Source organism: Vibrio sp. 1078-1 (genome assembly GCF_033340475.1).
In genome coordinates this window covers 65791-78405 of record NZ_JAWOWM010000014.1, presented here as the reverse complement: position 1 = coordinate 78405, position 12615 = coordinate 65791, and the positions used below count along the sequence as shown (strand labels likewise).

The window sequence follows — 12615 nt, the reverse complement described above, 5'->3', positions numbered from 1 at the left end:
ATAAGTTACTCTTTTATCAACCTCAATGGCTTGTACTATTTTAAGAGAGTGATGAGAGCAAACCAATGGACTTGTATACTAATCGAACTTCAAAAAATGATTTCATTAAACATGGCATCACAGATCATATAGAAGATGGAATGGACTTATTCATTGCTTCAGCTTTTTTCACAGAGTTTGATGTTATAGATGAGGTCCTTGGAAAAGGATGTAATTTAAAAATCATTGTGCGACTTGGTTTTCCAACCTCACCATCTGCACTAGATAGATTACTAAACAATAATAAGGTTGAAGCTAGGTTCTTCACGACCAACTCATTCCATCCTAAGCTTTACATTTTTGGTGATAAGTCCATCTTGTTGGGTTCAGCGAATCTAACTCGATCCGCCATATATTCTAATCAAGAAGTTATGATTGGCATCCACCCGGAAGATCATAGATTTATAGAACTGCAAGAGTTATTCAGTGAATACTGGCGTGACGCAAAAGTGCTCAATAGAGATGCAGTCAAATGCTATCGGAGTATCTATAACAAGTACTATCATGCAAATAAACTATTAAATGACATGGAACACGATGTCATCGACACCATGGGGGATGTGAACTTCTCGAACATCAATCGCGGTAAAAAGAAAGCATCACAGAAGTCTATTTTCCAAGATACATACCAGCGTTCATATCAAGAATCAGTTAGTGCTTTTAATCGAATAGTAGAAATCTACAAAACCTTCGATAGAAAAGTTAACGGTGACTTAATACCATTAAGATTAGAAATTGACTCATTCTTCAGCTTTGTTCGCGACTTCTATGCCACTCAAGACACTTGGAAGCACCAACCTCTTGGATGGGATGAACAACAACGGTCTAAAACGGCAAAACTTATTAATGAATGGATGAATACAAAATGGGAACATTTTGAGGATCGCATTGTTCCGCATAATTATCCCCTTATAAAAAAAGTCCTCGGTTCAAAGGAAGCAATCATATCAGCTTCAATGATTGATATAGTTGAGGCACTTTGCGTTCTGCACTCTTTCCATGACCGGTTTCGCTTCTACAAAGGTGGCCTCAATACATTAAAGGAGAGCTTTATGGGAAGTAATGAAGAACAGAGGGTAAAAAAGACTCTGATATACCTACTATACGGCACTGGAGACCCTGTAACACGTATGGCAAACTGCATATACGATAGTGAGTATAAGTTGAACCAATTCGGAAAATCTAATGTTCAGGAGCTAATTGGATGGATTAACAAAGAAGATTTGCCAGTCATCAACGGTAGGACAACTAAAGTACTAAGATACTTCGGCAACAAAGTTGTTCAAGTAAGTGAGTAACGAAAGTTATAGTTATTGACGCCTCACTTCTGTTGAAATGAGGCAATATGATATCCTAAAAACTACGCTACTTCTTCTACCTCTGCATCGGTCTCAATAAGTCTAATCATTTGCTCATATAAATTAGTCCGCTCAAAGTTCTCCTTTGTATATTTGCTTCGAAGATACTTCTCTACCCCTTTGACAGTTACATTTCTATCTGATGATAATGGTTGCTTAAACACTTGAGCCAGCAACTGGCAAAAGTCATGCCCATTCGCGGTCTGATATATACAATAACCAGCTTGATTTAACTCTACGTATTTATTGTATATGTCGATACAATGAGTTTGTTCTACTCTCGGACTTCTTCTGATTGCAGCTTCGATTAAGATTTGAATGTTTATTGACACATTAAAATCGTTAACCGTCACAGCTTCGCTAGTAAAGTAGTTCATACCTTTGAATCTCACATTCAAATTCAGCAACCTACAAGCGAGTTTTACAAGACCGATTTCATTACAGACGCTCATCAGATTACTCATTAATCTCTGACCAACTTCATCGATCTGCATCGGACCCAGAATATGATTTTGTGTATGTTCAGTTATAAAATCTGTGATAAATTCATCATGAAGCATCATAATTTCTGCATCATGCACGTCCGTCATAAATGTATCGTTGTAAGTCTTTTCTAGTACGTGGTCGAAGTCTGCATCGACTATACCGTAAACTTGATTAGAAATACGAGTCCTCAGCCTATCAACAGCTTCTATGACATCCGCCTTTCCACTTGCTGGAGTGCAGTAAAAGAACTCTGTATTTCTCAACACCATGTTAAACAGAGTAATATCGGAGTCGCCTTCAACAACAAATATAATCCTATTGCCTACGTGGTCAGTTTGGACCTGTAAAAGCAGAGCGCTAAATTTAGTTTCATCGCTACGTTCTCTGGTAGCATCTCTTAAACTCGACATAACTAGTTACTCTTTGCAATCACATGCTTGTCAAAGAGGTCAATTGAACTTTCCCATTCATCACCAATCACATCCGGTGAATGCGTTGTTACTATAAGCTGTGAGTAGTGATTAAACTTTGATATTTGAGAGAACTCATTAAGGAGGTCTTTCTGCCATGAAATGTGTAGAGATACCTCAGGTTCGTCTATCAAAATGATTGCACCATTTTCTGCTTTGAAAATTAGATCAAAGAAAATAGATACTTGGTTCTTCTCGCCTGAAGACAACTTTTCTAAAGGTATATTAGCACCAACATGATTGAAGAATGCGAAGCCGTATTCCGGGTTAACTGCTATAGTTTTAAATGAAAACTTTTTCTTCTCAATTAGCTTCGAGAACTCGCTCAAACGTCCTACAAAGTCTTCATGCAAAGATTCTTCATAGAATATTTCATCCAATTTATCACTCAAGTTAATGGTGTAGTCTGATACAAGGTTTAAGTCATTCAATTCGAGATACTTACTCGACTTTGGTAGCAATCCGAAACGAGTGTAAGGTGCTAACAGGTCTTGTAGGCCAACTATCCTCTCTTTCTGCATGTACGGTAATGCGTTATTTTGAACTTCGTGTGATTCTATTGAAATGCATGAAAATAAGTCATAAACCAACTGGTCAAGCTTGTGCAATTTACTTAGCGCAAACTTCATTTTATCTTCTAGAAACGCTCTTTGCTTTGTAATGATGCTATATGCTTCAGTTTCGTCATTCAGATGTACAGAATGGATAAGAATAGAAAAAGCTTTTCTGTAATCAAATACCTTTTCTTCAGACAAGTTTTGGGTTGAAGGAATGATGATCTTTTTTGCGTCATTAAGAAATGACTCGATCTGCATACCAGATTCTGAGTTGAAGTAACGGACAAGACCAAGATTGGTTTTCAGTTCGAATGTATCAAAACTTATTTTAGATAATTCTTTGTAGTTATTTGAGATAGCATTATGAATCAATTTGAGAAGCATAGTCTTACCATAGCCATTGGGGCCTGTAATAACCACATGATCGGACTCTGGAAGTTCAATGTCATAGTTTAAAAAACCAAACAGATTCTTAACTGTAATTTTTTCTATTCTTAGGAACATTTTGTAGTATTTTTATTGAAAATTATGTCGCATTGTACCATTAGAGGTAATGTCGTAAAGTGCATATTGATTCTGGGTATTTCTGTTTCTGTGGGTTATTCAGTGATTTATGGGTAATGACCAAAGACCAACGTAGCTTGAATAGTAAAGATTTATTAGTCTGAACTCTTTACTTTATCTAGACGATTTATATCCACATTCTTAACCAAAGCATCTGCATCAAATATCAATTGATTTTTTTCATTAACTTTTGGTCTGAATAAAACTAGTACTTTACCAAACTCCCCTTCTGCCTCAGCTGTTAAGGTCGTATTTCCTGAACTATCAACCAAGTAGTTTGTTGAGTCTGAATCCAACCTTCCAATTCGGCCATTCACGTGAATAATTCCAACGTCATAGTCTCTTGATGACAAACTCTCGGAAAAATACTTTTTTAACTCTTCAGGGTTATCCAATATAGATTCAGGGTCATCAACGTACGCACTTGCAACCTTAAGTTCTATATTCTGTTTATTATGAATTGATGTATAATCCGGCCCATTTGGAGTATTTGAAATGCCAGGGCTAACATATAAGCCCACAATTGCCCAAATTGCTGAACATGATGTAACTATTGCTCCTCCACCTTTTGATGAAACCTTGAGATTGTTCCATTCGATTAGTTGCTCCTCTTCCTTTAACGAGGCGCCTCTTTTGAAAATTTTATAACCAAAGTACGCAACGAAAGAACCAATAGAGAAACACAGAAGCATCCCTATACCGTTAAAGACAATAATACCCAATCCTTCCATGGATCTCCCTTATCTTAATTTTACTATTATTTTGTTAATTCATCTAAACAAGCTTAGATCATTCTTGTATCAACAGAGCTCAAACTTAGATTCTTTTTTCTTAGGCTCACCTTACATTCTGTTTACTTATGAACTATTAGTTATTCCGAAAGTATTTATCTGTATTCATTAATTCGTATCGGCAAGTGAGCTTTTTCTAAGGAGTATTTTGTGGCTACCATTCATTCAAACGCATTTGAATTTAATCTCGATGGCTTAACTAATATCAATTTCATAGAACAATCCCATTGTATCACCCATGGTCAACCTTATGATGGAGTCCGTTGCTACAACGCTTGTCACAAGGAGCCAGCAAAATTGGTTGTACTTGCTGGCAGGAAGGGGTCACATGAAGTTTCTAACTGGCTAGTGTCAAATGTAAATTGGCCCAAAGAAAACGGCCTAGGAGGTGCAATAGCAGATACCTATATGGATGACATTCCACGTAAACTCAATTTTGCCATTCGTGGTTGTATCATACTCACCATTTTCGGTATTGAGTACACAATCGAAGACATTGTCCTCGCACAAGGTAAGTCTGGTGCTTACAACAACTGGTGGCTTGGTTCGAGCTCAATGATAAAGATAAAGGCAGAAAACATGACAGATTCATATGCTCAGGAGCTGTCCGAAATGGCCAACAAGTTGATTATGGCAGGACTATCTAAGAGTTTCGCTAGAGCAATCAATGCTATCGGCATTGGAATATACAAATTAACAAAACCACATAAAGTGTTCGTTGTCTAATTGGGTGCACGAATGACCAATTCGATAAAAGTAAGTCCGTGGTTTTCATAAGTATGAAAAACAGTTCGGCTGATGCAACTATGATGGGTACTTACGCGCTTGATTCTGAAAAATTGTAGTATTTAAAACACTTTAGATTAAGAATATACATTGTATATTCTAATACTTTTTTTTGAACAACCATGTTGATTAATAGTTAATCAAGAGTTCTGGAACACTATGCCAGATGGATATCTGAGTAATATACACTGTATACTATTTTAACAAATAGCTCCCTTTAAAATATACAGTGTATATTTACAATGTGACATCAATACTGGTCCCATTAGAATATACACTGTATATCACCCCAAAAATTCACATCACTTAAGCGTATTGATTAACTTAATTAAACTATCTGGGTCAGAGGTGTAGAGCGATACCAGCTCCTTTTTACTTAGGTTAGTTAGTATCTTGGCTATCAAATCCTGGTTAGTATTGGTTACTAGGTTCTGAACCTTAAACTCTGAATACCCCATAACCATCGCAACATACAAGTGCCTGTTTTCCTTAAACCACTTCCAATAGGCAGACTTAGAGAAGCCTTCATCTACAAGTCGATCTGGAGCACTAGGCAATCCTAGTTCGGCGTTAACCTCTTTTATGGTTTCCAATTCCACCAGCCTGTTGACAAATAGCTTTAGTTCATCGTAATCATTACAGTAGTTGAATGCATTATCCAACATGAAAGCCTGTTTCGGCTTTGATTTCTGCCACAGTTTTATTGTGCTTTCACTCTGTTTAAACGCTTCAGCTAAGAGAGATAAATCGTTTTTATAGTCATAAGTAAACATAATTGTTTTATAGATTTAATAGTGATTCGAGTAAGGGTTTTGGCGTTACATTTCTTGTAGAACGTTTAGTTACTTTTGTCGTATGCATATTACTATCGACTCGATCAGGAGAAATTGTAACATTCGTATTTACTGGCATTGTACATAAATCCGTTGATAGAGATAGACGCTGTTCGAGTGAAAACTTTGATATTGTTTCACGAAGAGAAAATCTCTTTATATCTTCAATTTGAGCTTTAAACCACTCGAGGGTGATAAGAGCCTCAGATAGGTTTGACTCATATTCTCCCAACCGAGTTAAGTAGTTTTCTACGCTTGGGTTAAATGAAGCTAGAAAATCTTGTTTGTCTAAGTTAATCACATTTGAGGCTGGTGTTTCGATATTACTTAGTCGCGTGTATAGAGCTGCATTCAGATTTCTCAATTCAGTTTTTAGACAAAGATATTCCTCTGAACTTTTATACTTAAAAACATCGTCAAATTTCAAGTTAGATAGGTCTTTAGATACCTTAGCGATTTTTGAAACTGTTTCACTATCAATACTATTAATGGCATTTGAATACACTCCTTTAAGTGCCCAGTTCATCGCAATAGATTGCTCTAGTACTGAAACAACTGAGTTTAGCTGTTCGATTGTAAAGTGTGTAATTTCCTTCTTAATAGATGGCTTAGCATTCAGTTCTGTTAGTTGGTTAGTAGAGAGAGAACTTTTGTAGAACTCTTCAATCGATTTGAACGAGTCTGAGCTTAATAAAGACCAGCACTTTAATGTTCGATGAATCTGAGGCTGATTATCGGTCAAGAATAGTGTGGGATTGTTTAGCTTGACAGTTGATTCACCAAATCGAGCCAGGTATTTCTTCAATCTATCACAGTGATTCCTTAATCTACTCTCACAGCCTTCCAACGGCCTAGACAGTTGCAGCTTTATTTTGTGTCTTATTGCGTTTCTACGCTCCCGAACATGAAGTAATAGCTTAGCTTTATCGATCCTATGCTTTTGCATAGAAACCATAAAAGGCAATTGTTTTAGTTCTGATGCATTCATGTCTTGGTAGTCGAAACAACCAAGTTCTGACAGTAACTCTGTTCTCTTGGCTATGTCGAGGAATGTCGGGTAGTACTTTAACGATATCCTAACGGCCCCTGTCTCTACCATAGAACGTGCCACAGCTCCTAATTGCGTGGACCGTACTGATTGTTTTCTATTAGAGAGAGACAATCTACGTCTTCTTATGTTCTGAATGAGTGCAAGATCATGTTCAGCTTTAATTCTTTCGTAAGGTTGGGTTAAGTGCCACTGACTGAGAGTTCTTTCATTAACTACAATATTTAACTTGTCGCCTAGAGCGGCATTAGGGTCAATATAATGTGCTGGTGTAAAAACATCTTTAACTTCTTCGCCCAAGAGATCGATGTCAGGGTGAAGCACTCTATGATTATCTGCATGCGCATAGTGAAGTCTTGGATTTGTTTCAAGATTATAGAAAGAGAGTCTTGTTGTTCCCTTAGTAAGTTTACCTGATCTAATTTTTGCTACACGTTTTGTGAAATCTAATGAAGGTTTAACTTTTCGAGCCTTTTCCTGGTATTGGATATCAGTAACATGCGATAGATAGGGTATAGAAAGCTTGGTGTTTATCTTTCCACCGCCAAACATAGAACTAAAGGATGCATAAATCACTTTCGTAGCTTCTTGGATAGAACTAAATTCAATGCTACTAATTTGCTCATCAATTTCGTTATACCAATTTAGTGCTTTTTTGTTTGCATAACCCTTAAGTAGACTAGTTTTAAAGTACTCTGAAAATGCACTAGAAGCTTTACGTCCATTACACTCCAACTTGATTACCTTATCAGAGTTACTTGAAATCAAATCAAAGAGTTCAACTCTCTCAGCATTGACCATCACTGAAATCCTTCCTAAGAGATCACAATGTTTAGATCGAGAAGTGTCCTGGCTGATTGGTTCCAGCTTTAAATTATGAGCAATACTCACTTTTACAGGTAACTGTGTTTTAGGGAGGATCTTCGTGGTGCAGTTAAAATCGCTTTCATTCAAATCGCTCGCATCTATTGGACGCTCCCAGTAGCTAAGAAAGGACTTATGATTATCAATAAACCGCACTGGGTCATTGTCAACATTAAGAGTTTTCATTAATACGGCTTCAGGTAATTTCGATGAGTTAATGCTGATTTTTCCATGAATAGATTCGTACTCTGCATTACTTTTAGGATAAGGAATCCAGCCATTACCTCTCAAAAGTTCATTCCAGATAACCAAAGGTCTATAGGGAAGGGCATTTACTCCATCTAGACTCCATCTAAACGAAAGATAAGCAGCATGCTTTTCAGAAAAAATGTTTATTAAGGGTTTCTGGGCCTCTTGAATGTACATATCAAGAAATGCTCTTCTGGCTTTAGCGTTCAAGCTTCTATCATTTTTGATGTCTATAACGCCTTCATGTTGGTCGACGTACCCACTTTTATATAGTCGTTTGAACTCTTCAGCTTTTTTAGATGACTCAATTGAAATTTGAGCAAAATACCTAACCAACTTTTCTAAATACTTTACTTTTAGAACGTTCGGCTGAAATGCTACTCGTTGATATGCTGCAAAATCGATAGCTTTGGCATGCATCATTCTCGCATCCATATTGCAACTCAGCTGAAACATGAAATCTCTAATGCGCAGAACCTCTTCCTGTAAAAACACTTTCCATCGAGTATGTTTAGCTAGTGAGTTTTGGGTTTTATCGTGTTGAACCATTGTGCATAGTGTGCATCCAAATCGACTAGATCCATTGCAACCATTTGAATTCTTTTGTCCTACTGCAATCTCACAGACATCAGAAGAAGCATTCCCATAAATGGCCAAAAGCAGGGCGAAATCAGAAAGGAAGCCGGGAAGGGGAGGGAGCCCAGCTAAACTACGAGTAAGAGGCTTAGCTCCAGAAAGTTCTAAGGAAGTGAAAACCTCTTGGGTAGACCAGTCACGTATTGGAGCGTATAGAAACAGTGGGTAGCCTGTATTTAAGTCAGACTCTTTCATCTCTTTCAATAAATCACTTATAGACTTATCACTGGTTCCCTGAATAACCATATTACCTTTTCGCTTTGTACTCTCGTTGTTTCTTTGCCCTGTAGCGCAAATCACATCAAAACGGGTGTATTGCTGTAGTTCTTCGTCTGATTTAAAGCGGTCCAATAGGTTTTTTAAATATCTTTCGCTAGGAACAATTTTGAGAATAGAGCTGCAGTCACTATTACGTTGTGCATTTGGTATTAGCTTATTACTAGTCAGGTATTTGTTCGCGTACTCTTCATGAAATGACGGAGTGACAATATCGTAGTAAACGTTAATATCGTTATCTTTTGCATAGTCAATAAACTTAGATTTAACCCACCTGGTGTACATAACCATTGGAAGTGATTCCGAAAGAGTGTCAACCGTTGAAACAATTAAGGGGCGAGTTTTTTCGATCCAACCATTTTGAATACAAACTCGATAAGCTTCAGAAGCAGCATTCAAAACTGTGCTGGAGTCTTTACCCATACTGCAAGGAACAAACACTAGCGAATCACTAGATCGCAAAATCGTTATAAACTCTTCTACAACCGCATTGAACTTGAAGCTAACACTCTCGTGCAAAGCCACCAATTCGTTTTCTATTAGGTTTGTTGTTTCAAAAATATTAACCATTGGCTGAACCATTACTAAAGACCGACAACTATATAATACCATATTTAAACACACTTTATAGACTTAAATATACTTAGTGCACTTTTTTGTGCACATATATTGAAGGAGGTGTATTTATATGGTATTTTACTTCTATTCTTTTAGTCATCGGGTCAAGACATGTACACACCAATTTATTCTGAACAAGACCTTCAATTAGTACTCTTCAGAGCTAACGAGGGTATTTGCACGAATGGCATTTCTGTATTTGAGGGGGTAATAACAGGCAAAGAATTTGCTGAGAACTTCACTGAAGAAGAGAGCTCAGATAGTTTAAATGAGTATCAAAAAAGACAGAGAGACCTTGAGAAAGGTCGTGCACAAGGTTTGATTAAGTATTTCGACAATAGGGAGGATACAGTACTCCCTAGCATTACTGTCTTTGTTTCTTCATTAAAACTCCATGAGGAAATATCTATTGGTAACAAAGAAGTCGTCACAGCCACATTAGAAAGTTCATCTGACCGTCTTGTATGTGATGGTCAGAACCGTTTGAATTTGTTTAAGGACAGAGTTACGAATGCTAGTCCTACTCAGTACCATACGCTGGGAGTTAAATTCATTGTTACAAACACGGACACCTTAGAGCCAGTCACTCAAAAGATTAGACAGGTATTTTCTGACTACCACTTACACCTTCGTAAACCAACATCAGCACAAAACTTATTCTTTGACAGCTCGCAAAGCTTTTCCAGATTAATTAGGGACCAGATACTCGATAATGTATTAGTTGATGGTCATTCACTAAAGCGGTTTATAAGTACCACAGGAAAACCCAAGAAATCCCAGTTAATGGACTTGAAGCAGTTAGGCGATTTCATTTGTACCGCATTAGGTACAACTCCTGTAAAAATGAACAAATTGCTTGAAGGTTCAAGCGATACCGAAGCTGAAATAATTCGCTTAACAACTCCATTCCTCACCAAGTTTTTTTCTCTTATACCTATGAGGTTTCTTTCAGACTCAGGGCCAAATGTTATGTACACGAAAAGTATATTTTGGAAAGGGACTGCGATAGTAATTCGATCTATCTTTGAAGAGCATTTGTCTCGAATGCATAAAGCCCCCATTGATTGGTCAGTACTAGATGGGATAGTTCGATTGCCTGTGAAAGATATTACACATGACTTTTGGCTAGAGAATAATGTAGTACAGAAATCTATTTCAAGAAATGGAAGTATTAAATACAGAATGATCCGCAGCTCAGAGAGAAGCTGTGCTACTGCTATTTGTAAAGAACTAGAACTACCCTCAGTGGGAGAAGAAGTATGAAGTCACCAGAGAGTAATGACTTAGACCTGAAAGCACATCGATGCCCTAATGCGATGACAATGGCGAGAATGGGTCTATCTCGAGCAATTAAGGAAGGTGTTAATGAGTACAACATATACAGCATAGAACCACTGTTAGGAAAGCACATATCTGCTTACTTAAATGATGTCCAATGTAAATTTGAAATTCACATTGAATCGGTAAGGATACGTGACGAACATAAAAAGTTATGGTGTAACGAAAGCACAATCTTTGATGAAGATGATTTCGAGTTTGCAGAGCACTACTGTCGGTACCGTATCGCCTTCACCAACAAATCAAATTATGGTGAAAGTTGAGTACAACCCTTAAAAGAAACCGTGAACCAATTTCCTTAGTTCGAAAACTAAAGTTGATTGTAATTCGCTCAAGGCCTATATTGCTTTTTATCCATAAATGACAATGGTAGATTGCAATGAATAACATTAATCTCATTACAGTGGGGATTGCTTTAGCGGTTTCCGCCCCCTCTGTAATTGCTTCAATCAAAGCACCACACAATGCAGGGAGCTACAATAAAGTTATTAAGGTTCCTTCACACATGAACCAAACAAGTGCAGTTGGCTTGGATGATACTTTAGGCTCCAGAAACATCTCTGACGAAACAATCGTTGAGCTCCCAACCGTCCCAGATGATCCAGTAGGGGACTTTGAGATCCCCAAACCTGGAGAGGATGAAGATGAGGCAGTAGATATTACTATTAACTGTGGATGTGCTTCTGTGAATGTCGCAAGGGGAGCATGTTTTTCTCCAAAAAGAGCTAAAAGCGCAATGGACAGCAAAGCAAGTGGGTACTTTAGCTCATCTTATGGTTCATATTGGCCTAACTCGTCGAACATTGATTTCCTTGTAACATATAACCTGGAAACCAAAGGGATCACAAAAATAGCCATCACTGATCATAGTAAAATATACAATCTCACTGATGAAATCGCTAATGCTGGTTTATTTGAAATTTCCGGGCCAGTGACATCAACTGCTACACCTAGCTGTAGAGTAAGCTTAACTCGTGCTGCGTTTGCTGACATGGGATACTACACAATGGGTGCAGATGATCCATGGAGAGTAAGGTATAGAGGGTGGGCACATTACAACAAACCTTCCGGTTCCAGATACAAAACTGTAAATGGTGGTACCACAAGCACTCGACCTCCATCCGGGAAGACCTACTATTACTAGATAGCTTGAGTTTGTAAAAGCTTTTCTGGGCCTCTCAAACAAACCTTCCTTGGTGTACCAGGTCTTAATATACAAGTGGTACATCAAGGACGTTTTCTTAAAGCGTTAGTTTTCGTCCTAAATGTCACCCCAGACACTATTGGACCATAGTAAATCAATAAGATAGAAGAACACCTCTATCTAAGTGTGACATCTAGGACGAAAGTTTTCTATCTAGTGCCACCGCATATATTTAACTCATTGATATGCTTTTCTACTTTCTTATACTCAAGTAGGCTTTACGTCCTAGATGTCACAGAGAAGAGATTTTTATCTTTATTTTCAATGCTTTAAATATATTCAATGATATCTATAGTAACTAGCTTTTCTTAAATTCCCAACTGGGCTAAACCATTTTACCCCTACGAATGTTTTCGTCCTAGATGTCACCTATCACTCTTTACTGTATATCGAACGTAGAGAAAGTATGACTCCAGTGTGTAGCTTTTTATATCAGCCTAAGGCACAAATAAAATATCTTTTATTTTCAGTCAGTTATAATCATTAAGTTTGAGCTTT

Annotated in this window: 10 protein-coding genes; 5 read left to right on the top strand and 5 right to left on the bottom strand. The window is 37.5% G+C overall.

From position 1 onward, the window contains the following. Window positions 1-65 precede the first annotated feature (65 nt). Window positions 66-1337: a phospholipase D family protein gene (locus R7190_RS20680; RefSeq protein ID WP_025633950.1), complete on the top strand. Its 1272-nt coding sequence runs from the start codon at window positions 66-68 to the stop codon at window positions 1335-1337. Between the two features lie 62 nt (window positions 1338-1399). On the opposite strand, the gene R7190_RS20675 is transcribed toward R7190_RS20680, so the two are convergent. The 3 genes from R7190_RS20675 to R7190_RS20665 form a co-directional block, all read right to left on the bottom strand. Further along, on the bottom strand, window positions 1400-2293 hold the full coding sequence (locus R7190_RS20675; protein ID WP_025633948.1) for a DUF4435 domain-containing protein: 894 nt from the start codon (window positions 2291-2293) through the stop codon (window positions 1400-1402). A 2-nt stretch (window positions 2294-2295) separates the two neighbouring features. Then, window positions 2296-3414 carry an AAA family ATPase gene (locus tag R7190_RS20670; protein ID WP_025633946.1) on the bottom strand — a complete coding sequence of 373 codons (1119 nt, stop codon included), beginning with the start codon at window positions 3412-3414 and terminating at the stop codon, window positions 2296-2298. A gap of 155 nt (window positions 3415-3569) precedes the next feature. Next, window positions 3570-4205, bottom strand: a complete 636-nt coding sequence (locus R7190_RS20665) for a hypothetical protein (protein WP_025633944.1) — start codon at window positions 4203-4205, stop codon at window positions 3570-3572. A gap of 210 nt (window positions 4206-4415) precedes the next feature. Between R7190_RS20665 and R7190_RS20660 the strand changes: the two genes are divergently transcribed. Then, window positions 4416-4991, top strand: a complete 576-nt coding sequence (locus R7190_RS20660; protein WP_318137594.1) for a hypothetical protein — start codon at window positions 4416-4418, stop codon at window positions 4989-4991. Between the two features lie 362 nt (window positions 4992-5353). On the opposite strand, the gene R7190_RS20655 is transcribed toward R7190_RS20660, so the two are convergent. After that, window positions 5354-5824 carry a hypothetical protein gene (locus tag R7190_RS20655; protein ID WP_025633942.1) on the bottom strand — a complete coding sequence of 157 codons (471 nt, stop codon included), beginning with the start codon at window positions 5822-5824 and terminating at the stop codon, window positions 5354-5356. Window positions 5825-5831: 7 nt separating this feature from the next. After that, window positions 5832-9539: a hypothetical protein gene (locus tag R7190_RS20650; protein WP_139351517.1), complete on the bottom strand. Its 3708-nt coding sequence runs from the start codon at window positions 9537-9539 to the stop codon at window positions 5832-5834. Between the two features lie 147 nt (window positions 9540-9686). On the opposite strand from R7190_RS20650, the gene R7190_RS20645 reads away from it, so the two are divergent. The 3 genes from R7190_RS20645 (at window position 9687) to R7190_RS20635 (ending at window position 12057) form a co-directional block, all read left to right on the top strand. After that, window positions 9687-10838, top strand: coding sequence for a DGQHR domain-containing protein (locus tag R7190_RS20645; RefSeq protein ID WP_077202323.1), 1152 nt, complete (start codon window positions 9687-9689; stop codon window positions 10836-10838). Beyond that, entirely contained in the window at window positions 10835-11176 is a 342-nt protein-coding gene (locus R7190_RS20640; protein WP_042776211.1) for a hypothetical protein, read from the top strand. The genes R7190_RS20645 and R7190_RS20640 overlap by 4 nt, the downstream gene beginning before the upstream one ends. A 116-nt stretch (window positions 11177-11292) precedes the next feature. Beyond that, on the top strand, window positions 11293-12057 hold the full coding sequence (locus R7190_RS20635; protein WP_025633937.1) for a hypothetical protein: 765 nt from the start codon (window positions 11293-11295) through the stop codon (window positions 12055-12057). The last annotated feature ends 558 nt before the right edge of the window (window positions 12058-12615 follow it).

Bases quoted from the DNA above. Each gene is read 5' to 3' on its own strand.
- R7190_RS20640 (WP_042776211.1), top strand. From the start codon at position 10,835: ATGAAGTCACCAGAGAGTAATGACTTAGACCTGAAAGCACATCGATGC.
- R7190_RS20670 (WP_025633946.1), bottom strand. From the start codon at position 3,414: ATGTTCCTAAGAATAGAAAAAATTACAGTTAAGAATCTGTTTGGTTTT.
- R7190_RS20645 (WP_077202323.1), top strand. From the start codon at position 9,687: ATGTACACACCAATTTATTCTGAACAAGACCTTCAATTAGTACTCTTC.
- R7190_RS20675 (WP_025633948.1), bottom strand. From the start codon at position 2,293: ATGTCGAGTTTAAGAGATGCTACCAGAGAACGTAGCGATGAAACTAAA.
- R7190_RS20665 (WP_025633944.1), bottom strand. From the start codon at position 4,205: ATGGAAGGATTGGGTATTATTGTCTTTAACGGTATAGGGATGCTTCTG.
- R7190_RS20655 (WP_025633942.1), bottom strand. From the start codon at position 5,824: ATGTTTACTTATGACTATAAAAACGATTTATCTCTCTTAGCTGAAGCG.
- R7190_RS20650 (WP_139351517.1), bottom strand. From the start codon at position 9,539: ATGGTTCAGCCAATGGTTAATATTTTTGAAACAACAAACCTAATAGAA.
- R7190_RS20680 (WP_025633950.1), top strand. From the start codon at position 66: ATGGACTTGTATACTAATCGAACTTCAAAAAATGATTTCATTAAACAT.
- R7190_RS20635 (WP_025633937.1), top strand. From the start codon at position 11,293: ATGAATAACATTAATCTCATTACAGTGGGGATTGCTTTAGCGGTTTCC.